This is a genomic window from Amycolatopsis sp. NPDC114484, assembly GCF_055633755.1.
Genome location: NZ_JBVKDQ010000004.1, coordinates 56,954 through 74,851 on the forward strand (window position 1 = coordinate 56,954; position 17,898 = coordinate 74,851).

Sequence of the window (17,898 nt, forward strand, 5' to 3'; positions counted from 1 at the left end):
CGGGCGCTCGGCTCACCGATCGTCCTCGATCTTCTCCGCGCGGCGCAGCTGCCACCACGAGAGCCCGGCCAGCACCGGGTACGGCAGGACCGCGATCAGCAGCCAGGACAGCGGAATTCCCCACAACCGCACGCTGTCGAGCGACGGGGCGAGCGAGAACAGCACCGGCAAACCCAGCACCAGCACGAACATCGCCACCAGTGCGGGGATTCCGCGACGGCGTTGGATCCGGTACAGCACGGCCGCGCGTTCCGCTTCCGGCGCGCGCAGGCGGGGCATCCGCCACCGGCCGCGTTCGAGCCGCCGCGACCGGGCGAGCCTCGTCTGCGGACTGGTGACAGCGACGCGTTTGGTGCGGCTCACCGGGCGCTCCCGAGTTGTCCGCGCTGCGCCGCCTCCAGCAACCGGTCCCGAAGATCCCGCGCGTGCCGTCGGCTCACCGGAACATCGCCAGCCTCGGTGTGCGCCAGCAACCCGCCCGTCGTGTCGCTGCGCAGTTCCAGCACCGCACTCACCGCGAGCAGGAATCCGCGATGCACCCGGGTGAATCCAGTGCCTTCCCAATACTCTTCGAGCCGCGAGATCGGCATCCGCACCGGATGCACGCCGCCGCGCGTGTGCAGGCGGACGTAATCGCCGTTGGCTTCGGCGAAGAGCACATCGTCGCGGCGGACGTAACGGGTGCGGCCACCGGAATCGACTGGCAGCGCGGCCATCGCGTCCGGAGAGGACCTACGCCGGCCACTCGGCACGAGGCGGGTCACCTTCCCCAGCGCGGCGGCCAGCCGTTCCGTGCGCACTGGCTTCAGCAGATAGTCCACCGCGCCGATGCCGTACGCGGCCACTGCGTGTCCATCGTGCGCGGTGACGAACACGATCACCGGCGGCTCGGACAGTTTCGCCAGCAGCGTCGCGAGTTCCAGACCGTCCAAACCGGGCATGGAAATGTCGAGGAAGACCGCGTCGAAATGGTCTGCCTGCAACAGTTTCAGCGCTTTCAGCGCATCGCTCGCGCCGACGACCTCGCCGACTTCCGGTGCTTCGCGCAGCATCCGGCACAGCTCGTCCAAGGCCGGCGCGAGATCGTCGACCGCCAGCACCCGCAGCCCGCTCACGGCAGCACCCCCGGCTGGAACCGCGGCACTCGCAGGACGACCCGGGTGCCTTCGCCGACCGCTGTTTCCACCGTCAGCCCGTACCAGGCCCCGTAGACGGTGCGCAATCGTCTGTCCACATTGGCCATTCCGAGCCCGGTGCCGTCGCCGCTGCCCGCGAGGATGGCGGCGGCGCGCTCGGGCTCCATGCCGACCCCGTCGTCCTCGACGCTGATCACGCAGTCGTTCCCTTCCGCCTGTCCGTGCACCTGGACGAGCCCGGTGCCCGACCGCGGCTCGATGCCGTGCCGGATCGCGTTTTCCACGAGGGGTTCGAGTACCAGGTACGGCACCGCCACCGCAAGCACTTCCGGCGCGACGCGCACCTGCACCTTCAGTCTTTCGCCCAGCACCGCCCGCTGCAGCGCGAGATACGTCTCCACCGCGCGGAACTCCTCGGCGACGACGGTGTACTCGCCGTGCCGCGAGAGGCTGTAACGGGTGTAGTCGGCGAAATCGAGCATCAGATCACGGGCGCGGTCCGGTTCCGACCGGACGAACGACGCGATGACGGTGAGTGCGTTGTAGACGAAATGCGGCGACATCTCCGCGCGCAGCGCCCGGAGTTCGGCTTGCGCTGCCTGGTCCGCCGAAGCTTCGAGCCGACCCCGTTCCAACGCCTGCACCACGAGGTCCCTCGCCTGCCTGGTCACCGCACCGGGTACCTCGCCGACCAGCAGCACCGCACCCGCCAGTTCATCGTGGACATGCAACGGAACCGCCGTCACGCCGCCCGCAGTGATCGGCTCCTCTCGATGCAGCACGTCGTCCAAGACTTGAGACACCGCGGAGTCGGCGCCGGGGCGGCCGGACCACATCAAAGTGCCGGACAGATCGGCCAGCCCCAGTCCGGCCACGTCGAAAAGCCGTCGCAGACCGTGTGCGGCGCGTCGGGCGCGGACTCCGGACAGGCCGTCCTTGAGGTCGTCGGCGATTTTCCGCGCCGCGCCGAGCACACCGACAGCGGCCGGGCGGGAGCGCCACGGCAGCCGGGCACTCTCGGTCATCGACGGCCTCCCCTCGGATACCTGGGGGAGTAGATACTAGCCCGGAAGACGGCGAAGGGGACTTTCCGTGCGGAAAGTCCCCTTCGCCTCGAAGCCCGAGGCTAGCACTTCTGCTTGTAGAAGTACTTCGCATTCGCGTCCAGGTCGTCCTTGGTGATCGAGTGCAGCTGCGCGGTCAGGTCGCGCTCGTTCGGCTTGCCCTCGAGCGCGGCGACGGCCTGGTCGACGCCCTTGGTGCCGATCTGCGCCGGGTCCTGCGCGATGAGCGCCTGGTACTCGCCCTTCTTCAGACCGTCCACTTCGGACGGGCTGGCGTCGAAGCCGACCAGGTTGACCTTGCCGATCTTGCCCGCGTTGCGCAGACCGGTCGCCGCGCCCTCTCCGGTGTTGAGGTTGGTGGCGAAGATGCCGACGAGGTCCGGCGTCGAGACCAGCGCCGCGGTCACCTTCGACGCGGCCTGCTCCGGCTCGTTCTGGGTGAACTGGATGCCCACCGACTTGAGGTTCGGGTGGTTCTTCAGCTCGTCCTCGAAGCCCTTCGCGCGGGCGGCGGTGGTGGAGGTGCCCGCGATGGTGTCGAGGATCAGCACCGAACCCGGCTTGTCGCCGACGAGCTTCGCCATGGTCTGCGCGGCCAGCTTGCCGCCCTCGGCGTTGTCCGAGGAAACCGACGACACCGCGACGCTCTTGTCCTTGAGCGAAGTGTCGACCTCGACGATCTTCGCGCCGCGGTTCTTGACCTGCTGGATCGGCGCGAGCATCGCCTGGTCGTCGGTCGGGGCGATGAGCAGCGCGGCGGGCGGGTTGGAGCCCATCGCGTTGACGATCGAGGTTTGCATGGCCGCGTCGAACTTCTGCGGCGCCTGCGTGGTCAGCTCGTAGCCGAGCTTGTTCGCTTCCTCCTGCGCGCCGCACTGCATCGAGATGTAGAACGGTTCCGCCTGCACCCCCGGCACCAGCGCGAGTTTCTTGCTGTTCGCCGAGTTGCCGCCGGGCTTGTCCCCGGACCCGCTCTGCCCCACCTGCCCGGCGCCGCACGCGGCCACCAGCATCGCCGCGGACGCGAGCGTCCCGGCGGCGAGGACGGTTTTGCTGAATTTCATCGTAAGCACCTCTTTGTACTCGGGGACCGATTCAGCGGGAGTTGCGTTTGCGGCGGTTGCGCTGGTCGAACCACACCGCCGCGATCAGGACCGCGCCGACCGCGATGTACTGCCAGTAGTCCTGCACGTGCGTGATGTTGAAGCCCTTCCGCAGCACCGCCGGGATGAACACCCCGATCACCGTGCCCAGCATCGAGCCGACGCCGCCGAAGAGGCTCGTGCCGCCCATCACCGTCGCGGAGATGGAGTTGAGATTGTCGTTGGTGTGCGCCGAGACCGTGGTCGACGCGTAATAGGCCAGCGACATGAAACCCGCGATCCCGGCGAGGAAACCGGTGAGCAGGTACACCTTCAGCAGATGCGCGGTCACGCCGATGCCCGACCGGCGCGCCGCCTCGGCGTTCGAGCCGACGGCGAACGTGTAGCGGCCGAACCGCGTGGTGTGCAGCAGCCACGCGCCGATCAGCGTGATCACCACGGCCACCAGCACGAGGTTCGGGATCCCGCCGAACAGCGTGCCGTAGCCGAGGGTCTTGTTCAGTTCGGTGGGCACGCTGCGCACGTCCGACCCGCTGTTGAGCAGGAGCGACACGCCGAGCGCGGCGCCCATGGTGCCGAGCGTGACGATCAGCGGGGGAATGCCCGCCACCGCGACGAGGAACCCGTTGATCAGGCCCCAGACCGTTCCCGCGAGCACCGCCGCGACCAGTCCGGCGGTGATCACGCCCCAGCCGGCGTGCGACGCGTCGCCGCCGCTGAGCGCTTCCATGGTCTTGCCCGCGACCATCCCGGCGAAGATCAGCACCGATCCGACGGACAGGTCGATGCCGGAGGTGATGATCACGAACGTCATGCCGACCGAAAGCACCAGCAGCACGGAGGTTTCGATGAGCAGCGTCTGGAAGGTGAAGACGTTCGCGAACTCGGCCGGGGCGATGGCGGTGAACACCGCGATCAGCGCGACCAGCACCAGTGCGATCCAGAACGTATTGGCCCCGACGAGCCGTTTCCCCAGCGGGGGCTTGATGAACTCACCGTCCACAGTGGTCTTAAGGTCCTTAGCCGGCGCGCTCATGCCGCCTCCTCCTGGACCAGCGCGCCGGTCATCGCCGCGACCAGGTCCTCGAGTTTCGTGTCCGCCCCGGCGAACCGGGCGACACGCCTGCCCTGCAGCAGCACCTCGATCCGGTCCGAGACCGACAGCACCTCGGGCATGTTGTGGCTGATCAGGACTACCGCGATGCCCTTGTCCCGGACTTTCTTGATCACGTCCAGCACGCGTCCGCGCTGCCGCACGCCCAGCGCCGCGGTCGGTTCGTCCATGAACACGACCTTCGACGCCCACGCCACCGACCGCGCCACCGCGACGCTTTGCCGCTGCCCGCCGGACAACGAGCCGATCGACACCTCGGTGCTCTGCAGTGTCACGCCGAGCTTCTCGAACTCAGCCACCGCCTGGCGGCGCATCTCCGCCTTGTCGAGCATGCCGAGCTTGCCCAGGAGACCCTTGCGCGGGATTTCCCGGCCCAGGAAGAGATTCGCCGCCGGATCGAGGTCCGGCGCGACGGCGAGATCTTGGTACACCGTCTCGATCCCGGCCCGGCGCGCGGCCACCGGAGAATCGAGGTGGACTTCCGCGCCGTCGAGCAGGATCCGGCCCGACGTCGGCTGTTCGGCCCCGGACAGGCACTTCACGAGCGTGGACTTGCCCGCGCCGTTGTCGCCGATCAATGCGGTCACCTCGCCCGCGCGCGCCTGGAAAGACGCGCCGCGCAACGCTTCCACCGATCCGTAGTGCTTGGTCAGGTCCACCGCGTCGAGCAGGATCTCGCTCATCGGCGCTAACTCCTTTCCGGGGCGGGCGGGCGGCAGCGGATGACGGTGAGCGAACCGGACAGCTCGGTCTGGCCCGCGGCGAACGGCACCGCGTAGGTGTCGCCCTTGGCCACCGGGAACTCGCCGCCGTTTTCGGTGCGCAGGGTGCCCTCTCCGCCGAGCGCGACGAGCACGCTGAACGACGGGTCGAGGGAGAAAGTGTTGCCGGACAACTGGATGCGATCGGCGCGGAAGAACTCCGCCGAGCCCGGCGCGAGCAAGTCCACTGTGGTCGCTTCGTCGCCGGAGGTGTGCTTCACGATCGTCTTGAGCCGGTCGTCGTCCCAGCCGGAGGTGTCGAGCGTTTCGATCGCGGTGTCGAAGCCGATCCCGAGGTGACCCTTTTCCGGCGAGGCAAGGAAATCACGCCACTCCAGGGTCAGCGAGAAGTCCGTCGGCTGCTGCAGTTCGACCACGAACACGCCCTCGCCGATCGCGTGCGGAAGCCCGGCCGGGATGTAGACCGTGTCGCCTGCTCGCACCGGGATGCTGTTGAGCGCTCCCAGCATGCTCGGCGCGTCCTGCTCGCGGGTCCATTCGGCGACGGTTTCCTTGCTCAGCGTCTCCCGGAAACCGGGGTACACGCGCGGGTCGTCGCCGTAGGTGCCGACCACGATCCACGCCTCGGTCTTGCCGAAATGCGAGTCGAAGTGCTTGCGGGCGAAGGAATCCGACGGGTGGAAGTGCACCGGCAGCCGCTGTCCGGCGTCGAGCAGCTTCACCAGCAGGCCGGTCGAGTCGCCGAGCTTGGCGACGTGCGCCGCGCCCAGCCACGCGTCCGGGTCGCCGCCGACCGCGTCGCGCAGCCAGATCCCGCTGGGCAGCTTGGTGAGACCGTTGGTTTCCTGGCCGTACATGGTGGTGACGGAACCGACCCAGTCCTCCGGACCGAATTTCGAGTCGGTGCCGGTGGCGCCGCGCAGGGCGGCGATGGCGTCGCCGCCCCGGTAGAACTGCGGCGGCTGGTTGGCCGGGAGCGCGACGGGCTCGAGGTGCTTGGTCACAGGGCGGCCTCACCGGAACCGCGGGCGACTAGGTGCACGGGCAGAACTACCTTTCTCGGGGCGGACTGATCTCCCTGGATGCGGGCGAACAGCAGCTCGGCCGCTGCGTGCCCGAGGGCGCTGACGTCGTGGGCGATCACGGTGACCGGCGGGTCGAGCAGGTCCGCCAGCTCGAAATCGTCGAAGCTCACCAGCGCGGGCCGGTGCTCGGAGTGCGCGAGCGCGCGCAGCAAATGCACCGCGACCCGGTTGTTTCCCGCGATCACGGCGGTGGCCGGATTCGGCCCGCCGATCAGCTTGCGCACGGCGTGGCCGACCGTTTCCGGCGTCGGGGTCTGCATCGCCACGAGGCTCTCGTCGTAGGAGATCCCGTTGCGCACACAGCCTTCGCGGAAGCCGCGGAGCCGTTCGGCGGCGGTGAAGATGTCCGGGCTGTCGCCGAGGAACGCGATCCGGCGGTGGCCGTGCCGCACGAGGTGGCCGACCGCCTCGATGGTGCCGCCGAGGTTGTCCACGAGCACGGTGTCGGCCACGATGTCGCCTGCCGGGCGGTCGAGGAACACGACCGGCGTGCCCGCGCGCATTTCCGGCACGAGATACCCGTGCTGCAGCCCGGCGGGAACGATCAGCAGCCCGTCCACGCGCCGCGCGCAGAACTCCAGCGACAGCTCGCGCTCGCGGTCGGAGTTCTCGCCGGACGACCCGGTCAGCACGTGTCTGCCGAACGACGTCGCGATCCGTTCCACCGCGCGGTTCAGCTCGGAGTAGAAGGGGTTGCCGACGTCCTCGACGACCAGGCCGATGGTGCCGGTGGTCGAGCCGCGGCGCAGGTTTCGCGCGCCGAGGTTCCGCCGGAACCCCAGCTGTTCGATCGCGGCCACCACGCGCTCGGCGGTGTCCGGATGCACCGCGGGCTCGTCGTTGACGACCCGCGACACCGTTTTGATGCTGACGCCGGCCAGCCGGGCCACATCGCTCATCGTGGCCCGCCTGCTGGCGGGGCGGGGGAGTCCGTCCGCGTCCCGGCCCGAGTGAGACAACGTTGTCATAATGCGGGGGATTGGACACCATCCGGCCGCTCGCTGTCAATGGCGCCCGGTCCGCGCTGCCCGCTTCGACGAATCCGCTGGTGCGGATGGTGGACATCGTTGTCTTGAATCGGACAGGCTCCCACCGCGGTCTTGACGATCCGGTGAGCCATTGCCGAAGGTAGCCCGCATCGACGGTGCGCGACAAGGTTGTCATCGATGCCTCGACGGCTGGTGACGCAGTTCGCGCCGGAGGAACTGGAGAGGCGATGGCGATGGCGCGAGCGCGCTGGAGAGCCGGACTGATCTTCCTGACATCCGCGGTCGTGGCGGCCGGGGCCTGCGTGGTCCCCGCCGCCCCCGCACTGGCCGACCCCGCGAAGACCACCGACCTGGCGAAATGGGTGAACCCGTTCGTCGGCACCCGGCCCGGCGGCGCGGACCACGGCACCGGCGGCGGCGCGGGCAACACCTTCCCCGGCGCGGTGGCGCCGTTCGGGATGGTGCAGTGGAGCCTGGACACGAAGAAATCCCAGCCGGGCGGCTATTTCTACGACGACAACACGATCACCGGGTTCAGCCTCACGCACCTTTCCGGCGCGGGCTGCACCACGTATCAGGACCTGCCGTTCATGCCCTACGTCGGCGAGATCAGCACGTCGCCCGCGACCGATCCGGGCCACTACACCTCGACGTTCTCGCATCAGAACGAGCACGCGACCGCCGGTGCTTACGACGTCGCCCTCGACAACGGCGCGAAAGTCGAGCTGAGCGCGACGCAGCGCACCGGTTCCGGGCGGTTCACCTACCCGGCGGGCGCGGCGTCCACGTTGCTGGTCAACACTTCCGGCTCGGTCAACGGCACCGACGACGCGTCGATCAGCATCGGCAAGGACACCATCAGCGGCTGGGCGACCAGCGGCCGGTTCTGCGGCGCGAAGAACTCGTACCGGGTCTACTTCTCGGCGAAGTTCGATACCCCGTTCGAGGCGAGCGGGACGTGGAAGAACGGCGCGGTGACGCCGGGCAAGACCGCCGAAACCGGCGGCGCGAAGGCGAAGGTCGCGCAGCCCAACGGCATCGGCTCCTCGATGGCGCGTCCGGCGGCGGCGAAACCGCAGGACACGACGGTGAGCGGGCCGGGCAGCGGCGGTTACGTGACGTTCCCGAACCTCAACGGCGCGCAGGTCAACGTCCAGGTCGGACTGTCCTTTGTGTCCGTAGACGGGGCGAAGGCGAACCTGAAGGCGGAGAACAACGGCAAGAAGTCGTTCGACGAGGTGGCCGCGTCCGCGCGGAAGACGTGGAACGACCAGCTCGGCAAGATCCAGGTCAGCGGCGGCAGCGACGCCGACACCACGACGTTCTACACCTCGCTGTACCACTCGCTGATCCAGCCGAACGTCTTCTCCGATGTGGACGGTCGCTACCCGGGTTTCGACGGCCGGATCCACCAGGCCGAACGCGGTCACGCGACCTACACCAACATCTCCGGCTGGGACATCTACCGCTCCGAGGTCCCGCTGCTGGCGACGATCGCCCCGAAGCAGACTTCGGACCTCGTGCGCTCGATGATGGCGTTCGCCGAACAGGGCGGTTCGTGGGACCGCTGGACGGTCGCAAACGACTACACCGGCGTGATGAACGGGGATCCTTACCACATCATCGTTTCCGGCGCCTACGCGTTCGGCGCGCGTGACTTCGACGCGCAGAAAGCGTTGCTGCTCATGATCAAGGGCGCGACGCAGCCGACGCAGGGCTACACCGAACGCCCGGGCCTGCAGGACTACCAGCGGCTCGGCTACGTGCCCGGCGCGGCGGCGGACACGCTGGAGTACACGAGCGCGGACTTCGCCATCGCCCAGTTCGCCAAGCGGCTCGGCGACGGGGCCACCTACGCCACGTTCATGAAGCGTGCGCAGAACTGGCAGAACCTCTACAACCCGGGCAGCGGACACCTGCAGCCGCGCAACGCGGACGGCTCGTTCTCCGGAAACTACGACCCGGCCAGCTCGCAGGGCTGGGTCGAGGGCAACGGCGCGCAGTACGACTGGATGGTCCCGTACGACCTCGCCGGTCTCGTGACCGCGTTCGGCGGCACCACCGCCACCCAGTCGCGTTTGGACACTTTCTTCACGAAGCTGAACGCCGGAACCCATGAGCCGTATGCGTTCCTGGGCAACGAGCCGAACTCGAACGCGCCCTACGTGTACTCGTTCGCGGGTGCCCCGGCGAAGACGCAGAACATCGTGCGCCGGGCGATGGACGAGCTGTACAACCCGCGTCCGGAGGGCTTGATCGGCAACGACGACCTCGGGCAGATGTCGTCCTGGTACGTCTGGTCCGCGCTCGGCGTCTACCCGGAGATCCCGGGCCGCGCCGAAACCGTGCTGACCACACCGCGATTCGCGCACGCCGAGGTGACCACCGGTGCGGGCAAGAAGATCACCGTCAACGCTCCCGGCACCGGCGAATACACCAGCGGCCTGAAGGTGAACGGCAGCGCGGCCAGCAAGGCGTGGCTGTCCGAAGGCCTGATCTCGCAGGGCGGCAAGCTGGACTTCACGCGGTCGGCGACTGCTACGTCGTGGGGCTCTGCGGCCACCGACGCGCCGCCGTCGTTCCGTGAGCAGGAGAAGCCGAGCCTGTCCTTTGTGGACCCAGCACGCGCGGTGGTGCCCGCTGGCACGACCTCGACCGCTTCGGTGGGCGTGCAGGATCTGTCCGGCACCGCGAAGACCTGGACTTACTCGGCGGGTAGCGCCGACGGCATCACGCTGTCGCCCGCGACCGGTTCCGTCCAGGTCCCGGCGGCCGGAAAGGGCCACGCTCAGGTCACCGTGAGCGTTCCGGCGGGCACTTCCGACGGTCCGCGCCGGATCCCGGTCACGTTCTCCTCGCCGGGCCTCGCGGACGTGCAGGCGGTGCTGACCGTCCTGGTGGCGAAGCCGAACAGCTGGCTGGCCACAGTGGACAACACCGGTCTCTCGCCGGACGCGAACTCGGCGGCGGGCAACTTCGACGGCGGCGGCTGGAGCTACTCGGCGGACGCGCTGGCCAAGGCCGGCGCCAAGCCCGGCGGCACGGTGTCGAGCGACGGGCTGAACTTCACCTGGCCGTCGTACCCGGCCGGCGACCCGGACAACGTCGTCGCCGCGGGCCAGACGATCAACCTGTCCGGTTCGGGACGGCTCGCGCTGCTCGGCTCCGCCAGCAACGGCAACGCGCAGGGCACGCTCACCGTCACCTACACCGACGGCAGCAAGTCCACCGCCGCCGTCGGATTCTCCGACTGGACCCTGGGCGGCGGCGGAGCGCAGCCGGCGTTCGGCAACCGGATCGTCCTGTCCACCCCGTACCGCAACTCCGCGGGCGGCGACCCGCAGCAGATCCGCACGATGGTGTTCGCCACCGCGCCGATCACGCTGGACGCGGGCAAAACCGTCGCGAGCGTGACGCTGCCGAGCGGCGTCAGCGGCGGCTCCCTGCACGTGTTCGCCATCGCCGCGGGCTGATCTTCCGAGAGGGGAACCCTGAGGGAATCAGATTCCCTCAGGGTTCCCCTCACGGACTTTTCCCAGAGGAGTCTCATGAGGAGCAGGGTTTTGGCGAGTGCGATGGCGCTCGCTGTTACTGCGGCCGCGCTTACGCCGGTCGCGGCACAAGCGCGTCCGGCCGATCCGCTGGACGCGGTGAACACGTTCATCGGCACGCAGGACGAGGGCAACACCTTCCCCGGTGCGTCCGCGCCGTTCGGCATGGTCCAGTCCAGCCCGATCACCACGCACTACGCGGGATATCTTTACACCGACACCGCGATCCGCGGCTTCGGCCATTTCTTCCTGTCCGGCGCGGGATGCTGGGAACAGGGTGGCCTGGTGTCCATGCTGCCCACCACCGGAGACATCGGCCCAGGCGCGGCGTTCGACACCGGCAAGCCAGCGACCTTCGACCAAGCCAAGTACGCCGCGCCGTACACGCATGAAGGCGAAGTCGGCAAACCCGGCTACTACAAGGTGCATCTCACCGGCTACGGCGGTATCGACGTCGAAACCACCGCCAGCACCCGCAGCGGCGTCGAACGGTACTCGTTCGCGAAATCCGGCCCGGCCAACGTTTTCGTGAATGTCGGACAGGCTAACGCGAAGGAACCGGTCAGCGGAAGCAGTGTCCGGATCGTCGATGACCACACCATCGCGGGCACTGTCGAATCGCAAGCCTTCTGCGGCGGCAAGCCCTACACCACTTACTTCACCACGAAATTCGACCAGCCGTTCTCTTCCTACGGCACCTGGTCGCCGGACGGCGGCACGCCCGGCAGCCGCTCGGCGCAAGGCGGTGCGGGTCTTCGCGGCGCGTGGCTGACGTTCCCGAGGGGCGGCCAAGTCACTGCCACCACGTCGATTTCCCAAGTGGACGCTCGCGGCGCGGACACAAACCTCGCCGCGTCGCGAGTCCGCCCGTTCGATGCCGTGAAGAAAGACGTCCAGCGCGAATGGCGCCGTGAACTGTCCAGTGTGGACATCACTGGCGGCACCCCGGACGACCGCACGGTCTTCTACACCTCGCTCTACCACGCCTTCCTGCAGCCGCTGACCGCGAACGACGCCGACGGCCGGTACTACGGCTTCGACAAGAAGATCCACCGCGCGATCGGCTGGACGTACTACGACTTCTTCTCCCTCTGGGACACCTACCGCTCGCAGAACCAGTTGCTGGCCCTGCTGAAACCGGACCGGGCACGGGATGTGGCGAAGAGCATCCTCGCCATCCACGACCAAGGCGGCTGGCTGCCGCGCTGGGTGTACGCGAGCCAGGAAACGAACACCATGACCGGCGACCCAGTCACGCCGTTCCTGGTCGACCTGTGGCGCTTCGGTGCGTTGAGCGGCGATGAAATGCACGCCTACCAAGCATTGCTGCAGAACTCCCGTGAGACCCCGCCAGCGTCGTCACCGTTCCAAGGCCGCTCCGGCAACGCGAGCTACCAGGCCGACGGATTCGTCCAATACGACCCGAACTTCCCGAAAAAGGGCCAGGACACCGACCCGGCCCACGGTGCGTCCGCGACCCTCGAATACGCCCTCGCCGACTGTTCCCTCTCGGTGATGGCCTCCGCGCTCGGCCGCGAGCAAGAGGCGAAGCAACTGGCAGCCAAGGGCCGAACCTACGAGACACTCTGGGATCCGTCCGTGACCGACCGCGGCTTCACCGGCTACTTCCGCCCGAAGGTGACCGGCGGCAGCTGGTACACCCCGGCGGACGGCCCGTACAGCCCGCAAGGCCAGGACGGCTTCCATGAGGGCACGGCGTGGCAGTACCAGTGGCTGGTGCAGCAGGACGTGCCCGGCCTGGTCGCGAAGATGGGCGGCGCGGCCAACGCCGGCAAGCGGCTCGACGACTTCTTCGCCTACGACGACCTTGTGAAGGACCCGGCGAAGACCGCGCACGAGAAATGGGTCGTCGGCCCGTACGACTACTACAAGCAGTTCCGCTACAACCCCAACAACGAGCCCGATCTGCACTCGCCGTGGATGTACACGCTCACCGGGCAGCCGTGGAAGACCTCCGGTGTAGTGCGGGCCGCGCACACGCTGTTCACGAACGCCCCCAACGGCGTCACCGGAAACGACGACCTCGGCACCATGTCCGCCTGGTACGTCTTCAGCGCGCTCGGCCTCTACCCGGCCGTCCCGGGCACCGGCAATTTCGTGCTCAACGCGCCGCGGTTCGCCAAGTCCGTGCTGCACCTGCCGAACGGCCGCGACTTCACCATCGACGCGCGCGGCGCGAACGGGGCGCAGCTGCAGTACGTCTCCGGGCTGCGCGTCAACGGAACGGCGTCGGACAAAACGTTCGTCAGCCTCGAACAACTGCGCCGCGGGTCCACACTGGACTTCTCGCTGACCGGCGACGCGCCCAAGGCCACGTGGGGAACGTCACGCTCCTCCGCGCCGCCTTCTCCTTGTGCCGGTTAGTGATCGCCGCGGGACGTTGAGTGAAGGCCGCCTCCCGGATCTTGGGATCCGGAGACGGCCTTTCCCGTTAACCGGGCATTTCCCGCCCGTTCCCGCCTCCCGTCCGGAATTGGTGCAGACCAATGCCGCGGTTGCTCGTGACCAGAGTCACGGGCCCCGGTGTTCCGGTGAGGCCGATCACGCCTCACACTGGTCTCATACCCGTTCGACAGCGCTGTTGACGCCAGGCGGTTTCCGTCCGCCTTGGACAGTCGTGTCGGACGTGTTTTTGTGTGTGCAGTCAGCACGCACCAGGTGACGCACAGGAGGATGTCGTGTCCAGCAAGGCCGCTCTCGTGTTCCGCGTGGCCGCAGTCGCCGAGGCCCTGTCCTGGCTCGGCTTGCTGATCGGGATGTTTCTCAAGTACGTCGTCGGCGCGTCTAACGAGGGCGGCGTGCCCGTCCTCGGCATGGTGCACGGCGTCGTCTTCGCCCTGTACGTGATCACCTCCCTGTCCGTGGCGAAGCCGCTGGGCTGGCGGGGCAAGACCCTGGTGCTGGCACTGCTCGCGAGCATTCCGCCGCTGTTCACCTGGCTGTTCGAGAAGTGGGCGCTGCGCAACGGCAAGCTCGACGGCCCGCAGCGGCTGACCCACGGCGGCGTCGGGCTCTTTGTCCGCGCGCAGGAGCCGGTCGGCGTCTGATCTTCCGCTTTCCGAAGGGCCCGTCCGACCTCGTGCCGGGCGGGCCCTTCGTGCGTTACGAGGTGAAATCGCCCGCCGATTTGCGGACCTTGGTGAGCAGTTCGGTCAGCTGCTCCACCTGCCGCTCGGTGAGCCCGGTGAGCCCGAAATCGATGCCGGTCACCGCGGCGGTGGCGGTTTCCCGCAGCGCGCGGCCGTCGTCGGTGATCTCGACGAGCGTGGTGCGCCGGTCGGTCGGATGCGGCACGCGCTTCACGAGCCCGTCGCGCTCGAGCCGGTCCACTATGTTGGTGACGCTGGTGGGATGCAGCTGCAGCCGTTCGCCCATCACCCGCATCGGCAGCCGCGCGTTGCGGGAGAAGGTGAGCAGCACGAGCGCCTCGTAGCGGGCGAAGGTGAGGCCGTGCGGCTTCAGAGCGCCGTCGACCGCCGACTGGATGATCTGCTGCACCCGCATCACACCGGTGACCGCGGCCATGGTTCCGGCCGGGCCGATCCGGTCTTCCCACAGCTGCGCGGCACGGGCGATCGGATCGAACGGCAGCGGACGGTTCATGGCAACCGAAGCTACCAGCGGGTACCCCGGTCGTGGGGGTCGCCCTGCGAGAACAGGGAAAGGAATCCGGCATGATCGTCGCGTTCAGCGTGAGCCCCTCGGCGGGGGATCCGGACGGCGGAGTGAGCGAGGCCGTCTCGCGCGCGGTGAAGGTGGTGCGCGAATCGGGGCTGCCGAACTCGACCAGTTCCATGTTCACCGAGATCGAAGGCGACTGGGACTCGGTCATGGCCGTGGTGAAGAAGGCGGTGGAAGCCGCGGGCGAGGGCTCGGCGCGCGTCGGGCTGGTGCTGAAGGCCGACATCCGCCCCGGCTACGACTCCGGGCAGCTGACCGCGAAGGTCGAGCGGGTCGAAGCGCACCTGCGCGAGGACTGAGCCGAGGGCGGGACGACCCGGGCCGACCCGGCTAGGGAATCGGCGGCGTGAACGCGACCGTCCAGCGTCCCTTGGCGCTGGTCACCGCGAGCCGGTAGCTGAACTGCTCGCCCGCCCCGGTCTTCCCGCGCACGACGGCCGCGGTGGGGGAGTGCTCGTCCGGCGAGAGCTGCACGGAAATGTCGCGCGCGTTGCCGTCCTTGAGGACGCCGACGTAGTCCTTGGCGAGCTCGCCCCCGCCCGAACCGGGGACGTCGAAGAGCCCGGCGAGCGCGTCGGCGTCCCGCCCGCTCAGTGCGGCAGCGAGTTCCGTGCGCAGTTCCGGCGGGGACGCCGCCCCGGGCGGGTCCTGGTGCGCGACGGTCACCGTGATGCTGGCGATCCACGCCACCGCGACCACGACGGCGGCGGCCACCGTGGCGTTGCGCCGGCTCAGCATCCTCGGGCCTCCTAGTTGTCCTCGCGGAGAGCATGCCTCAGGGGAGTGCGCATGCCAAAAGCGAACCTCGGGACTGCTGCTGAACTCTCGCGGCGAGGCGTGCCAGGATGGAGGGCGTGACACACCCACGCGGATCTGCAGCGAACTCAGCGGCCATGTCCGCCGCGTTGTCCGGCGCGGTCGACCTGTCCGCGCTCAAGGCAAGGGCGGAAGCGACCCGGAACCAGCCGCCGTCGAGCGCTGGGCAGCCGGACGGCGCCCCAGCCCCGTCTTCGGACGCGGTGCTCGAAGTCACCGAGGCGACCTTCCAGTCCGTCGTCGAACTCTCGCTCAACCAGCTCGTGGTCGTCGACCTGTGGGCCGGGTTCTCCGAGCAGTGCCAGCAGCTGACCGCGGTGCTGGAGCGGCTGGCCGGCGAGAGCGGCGGCGCCTGGGTGCTCGCGAAGGTCGACGTCGAGGCGAACCCGCGCGTCGCGCAGGCGTTCGGCGCGCAATCGGTCCCGACCGTGGTCGCGATCGCCGGCGGCCAGCCCGTGGACGCCTTCTCCGGCGCGCTGCCGGAGCCGGAGATCCGCAAGTGGCTCGGCTCCCTGCTCGACGCCCTGCGCGACCGTCTCCCGGGCATCCGCGCCGCCGAGGAGGCCCGCGGCCCCGTTGAGGAGCCGGAGGACCCGCGCTTCACCGAGGCCGAGGAAGCCTTCGAGCAGGGCGACTACGCCGCCGCACAGGCCGCGTACGAGCGCATCCTGGACGCCGAACCGGCCAACGAGCTGGCGAAGAACGCCCTGGCGCAGGTCAAGTTCACCGCCCGCGCCGAAGCGGCCGACCCGAGCGCCCGCGAGAAGGCCGAAGCCGACCCGAAGGACCTCGACGCCCAACTGGCGGCCGCCGACCTGGACATCGCGGAACAGGACGTGGAAGGCGCGTTCCGCCGCCTGGTCGACGTCGTCCGCCGCACCGCGGGCGACGACCGCGACCGCGTCCGCGAACACCTGGTCGCCCTGTTCGAACTCTTCGACCCGGCCGACGAGCGCGTCGCCAAGGCTCGCCGGGACCTGGCGAGCGCCCTCTTCTGAGCTGACGAACGAGAAGGGCCGCACCGGAACGCTCCGGTGCGGCCCTTCTCCGTTCCCGGCTCAGGGGTATTGCTTGGAGCAGGAAGACGACCCCTCGAGATACCCGCGCCGCAGCGCCTCGACCCGGTCGAACCCGCTGTCCGGCCGCTCCCCGTTCACATTCGCCGACACCAGCCCGTCCGGCCGGAGCAGATCCGCGATCGCCTCGTCCAGATCCCCGGACGACAGCCGCAGCTGCACCCCGCCGGTCGGATGGTTCGAGAACGCCGCCCAGGCCCCCACCAGACAAGCAGTCCGCAACCCGGCGTTAGGCGTGTCGATCGACGCCCCCACGCCCTTCTGAATCCCCACCGCGTACCGCGACGCCAGCTCGGCGAAGGCGGCGAAGTCGCCAAGCCCGCCGCCGGCCTTGCCCGCCATCTCGGCTTCCTGGTCCACCGGCTCGGCCAGCTTCTCCAGCGCCCGCTGATCGAAGTTCACCGTGTTGTCGTTCGGGCAATAAGACGCGGGCGGAGTGCTCGGCCCGCCGGGGCAGCTGCCCGGCCCGGCCCGGAACTGCGGCCCCTGCACGCCCGCGCCCTTGAACGCCTCGTCAAGGCTGGCCTTGAGGTCCGACAGGGTCGTCTCGGCGAGTTTCGCGTCGCCCTTTCCCTTGTCGCCCGAGTCGAACGGCCGCTCCGTCAACCGCTTCTGCACGTTCTGCGCGTTCATCCCCGCGCATTCCTTCGGGCCCTTCTCGAACCCGGCCTGGAACGCGTACGTCCGGTCGAACGCCGTGCCGTGCGCCTGCCGATCGGTCGCGCTGGTCCCGGCCTGGTCGCGGATGAAGAACATCGCCGCCAGGATCTGGTCCAGCCCCTCGGCGGTCGACACCCGGTAGAACTTGCTCTTGTCCTCGGCGACCCAGCGGAAATAGCCGCCGGCGAAACAGTCCGCCTGCTGTTCCTTCACGACCGTCGGCGTCGACTTCGAAATCCCCGCCGCGGCCCCGAGCCGGTACTGGATCGCGTGGCCGAACTCGTGCGCGAGCACGGTCACCACCGACATCGGACCGAACCGCTTGCGCAGCATCGGCAGCAGCACGCCGCGGTCCCACGCCACCGAATCGTCGCCCGCGCAGTAGAACGCGTTCACCAGCTGCTTGACGCTGCCGCACGCGGTGTTCTGGGTGTCGCGCTTCGAGTCGTACGACAGCAGCGATTTGACCGGCTCGAACCGCTTGCCGCCGAACTCGGCGGGCAGTGCCTCGCTCCAGTAGGCCTGCACGTCCGCGATCGCGGCGGTGGCGAGCTGGTCGTCCTCGCCGCCGCTGGCGTTGCGCACCGGAAGGTCCGGCCTAGGCGCGTCCGACCGCAGCCCGCTCTCGAAGTGCGTGACCGGCAGCCCGGCGACGTTCCCGGCGCCCGGCGTCGCCGCAGGAGCCTTGTCCCCGCACGCGGCTGTCCCCAGCACGGTCGCCGCGACCAGCGCGACCAGCGCGTACCGGCGTCCCCCTCGGCTCATGTTCCCTCGTTCCACTTCCGCGTCCGACAACGAACCGGGACATTACTGACCCGGATGGCGCAATGCGCGGACAATCCCCGAAGTGGGGCGCGAGCGCGCGCGAAGCGGGCCGGAT

Annotated in this window: 16 protein-coding genes; 5 read left to right on the forward strand and 11 right to left on the reverse strand. The window is 68.9% G+C overall.

The genetic code is table 11. The annotated features are described in order from the left end of the window. Window positions 1-12: 12 nt before the first annotated feature. The 8 genes from ACZ7SW_RS12625 to ACZ7SW_RS12660 all read right to left on the reverse strand — a co-directional run bounded on the left by ACZ7SW_RS12625 (window position 13) and on the right by ACZ7SW_RS12660 (window position 7,123). Complete coding sequence (locus tag ACZ7SW_RS12625; RefSeq protein WP_067583425.1) at window positions 13-363, reverse strand: DUF485 domain-containing protein; 351 nt, start codon at window positions 361-363, stop codon at window positions 13-15. Then, window positions 360-1,115, reverse strand: a complete 756-nt coding sequence (locus tag ACZ7SW_RS12630; protein ID WP_470230529.1) for a LytR/AlgR family response regulator transcription factor — start codon at window positions 1,113-1,115, stop codon at window positions 360-362. Before ACZ7SW_RS12630 ends, ACZ7SW_RS12625 begins: the two co-directional genes overlap by 4 nt. Continuing rightward, window positions 1,112-2,161 carry a sensor histidine kinase gene (locus ACZ7SW_RS12635; RefSeq protein ID WP_470230530.1) on the reverse strand — a complete coding sequence of 350 codons (1,050 nt, stop codon included), beginning with the start codon at window positions 2,159-2,161 and terminating at the stop codon, window positions 1,112-1,114. Before ACZ7SW_RS12635 ends, ACZ7SW_RS12630 begins: the two co-directional genes overlap by 4 nt. Before the next feature lie 101 nt (window positions 2,162-2,262). After that, entirely contained in the window at window positions 2,263-3,264 is a 1,002-nt protein-coding gene (locus tag ACZ7SW_RS12640; RefSeq protein ID WP_470230531.1) for an ABC transporter substrate-binding protein, read from the reverse strand. A 31-nt stretch (window positions 3,265-3,295) separates the two neighbouring features. Beyond that, the gene (locus ACZ7SW_RS12645; protein WP_470230532.1) at window positions 3,296-4,339 is read right to left on the reverse strand and encodes an ABC transporter permease; all 1,044 of its coding nucleotides are present in this window, start codon (window positions 4,337-4,339) and stop codon (window positions 3,296-3,298) included. Next, on the reverse strand, window positions 4,336-5,100 hold the full coding sequence (locus tag ACZ7SW_RS12650; protein WP_470230533.1) for an ATP-binding cassette domain-containing protein: 765 nt from the start codon (window positions 5,098-5,100) through the stop codon (window positions 4,336-4,338). Before ACZ7SW_RS12650 ends, ACZ7SW_RS12645 begins: the two co-directional genes overlap by 4 nt. A gap of 5 nt (window positions 5,101-5,105) precedes the next feature. Next, window positions 5,106-6,143 (reverse strand): class I mannose-6-phosphate isomerase, encoded by a 1,038-nt coding sequence (locus tag ACZ7SW_RS12655; RefSeq protein ID WP_470230534.1) that lies wholly within the window; start codon window positions 6,141-6,143, stop codon window positions 5,106-5,108. Then, window positions 6,140-7,123: a LacI family DNA-binding transcriptional regulator gene (locus ACZ7SW_RS12660; protein ID WP_470230535.1), complete on the reverse strand. Its 984-nt coding sequence runs from the start codon at window positions 7,121-7,123 to the stop codon at window positions 6,140-6,142. The genes ACZ7SW_RS12655 and ACZ7SW_RS12660 overlap by 4 nt, the downstream gene beginning before the upstream one ends. A 317-nt stretch (window positions 7,124-7,440) precedes the next feature. Here ACZ7SW_RS12660 and ACZ7SW_RS12665 point away from each other — a divergent pair, with 317 nt between their 5' ends. From ACZ7SW_RS12665 to ACZ7SW_RS12675, 3 genes are all read left to right on the forward strand, one after another. Further along, window positions 7,441-10,686, forward strand: a complete 3,246-nt coding sequence (locus ACZ7SW_RS12665) for a GH92 family glycosyl hydrolase (protein WP_470230536.1) — start codon at window positions 7,441-7,443, stop codon at window positions 10,684-10,686. Window positions 10,687-10,761: 75 nt separating this feature from the next. Further along, window positions 10,762-13,149, forward strand: a complete 2,388-nt coding sequence (locus tag ACZ7SW_RS12670; RefSeq protein WP_470230537.1) for a GH92 family glycosyl hydrolase — start codon at window positions 10,762-10,764, stop codon at window positions 13,147-13,149. Between the two features lie 314 nt (window positions 13,150-13,463). Further along, complete coding sequence (locus ACZ7SW_RS12675; protein WP_470230538.1) at window positions 13,464-13,832, forward strand: DUF3817 domain-containing protein; 369 nt, start codon at window positions 13,464-13,466, stop codon at window positions 13,830-13,832. A 55-nt stretch (window positions 13,833-13,887) separates the two neighbouring features. On the opposite strand, the gene ACZ7SW_RS12680 is transcribed toward ACZ7SW_RS12675, so the two are convergent. Then, window positions 13,888-14,388, reverse strand: a complete 501-nt coding sequence (locus ACZ7SW_RS12680; RefSeq protein ID WP_370939727.1) for a MarR family winged helix-turn-helix transcriptional regulator — start codon at window positions 14,386-14,388, stop codon at window positions 13,888-13,890. A 71-nt stretch (window positions 14,389-14,459) separates the two neighbouring features. Here ACZ7SW_RS12680 and ACZ7SW_RS12685 point away from each other — a divergent pair, with 71 nt between their 5' ends. After that, complete coding sequence (locus ACZ7SW_RS12685; RefSeq protein WP_470230539.1) at window positions 14,460-14,765, forward strand: thiamine-binding protein; 306 nt, start codon at window positions 14,460-14,462, stop codon at window positions 14,763-14,765. Window positions 14,766-14,796: 31 nt separating this feature from the next. On the opposite strand, the gene ACZ7SW_RS12690 is transcribed toward ACZ7SW_RS12685, so the two are convergent. After that, window positions 14,797-15,204 (reverse strand): hypothetical protein, encoded by a 408-nt coding sequence (locus tag ACZ7SW_RS12690; protein ID WP_470230540.1) that lies wholly within the window; start codon window positions 15,202-15,204, stop codon window positions 14,797-14,799. 155 nt (window positions 15,205-15,359) lie between these two features. On the opposite strand from ACZ7SW_RS12690, the gene ACZ7SW_RS12695 reads away from it, so the two are divergent. Next, entirely contained in the window at window positions 15,360-16,280 is a 921-nt protein-coding gene (locus tag ACZ7SW_RS12695) for a tetratricopeptide repeat protein (RefSeq protein ID WP_470230541.1), read from the forward strand. A 60-nt stretch (window positions 16,281-16,340) separates the two neighbouring features. On the opposite strand, the gene ACZ7SW_RS12700 is transcribed toward ACZ7SW_RS12695, so the two are convergent. Then, window positions 16,341-17,783: a neutral zinc metallopeptidase gene (locus tag ACZ7SW_RS12700; RefSeq protein WP_470230542.1), complete on the reverse strand. Its 1,443-nt coding sequence runs from the start codon at window positions 17,781-17,783 to the stop codon at window positions 16,341-16,343. Between the last annotated feature and the right edge of the window lie 115 nt (window positions 17,784-17,898).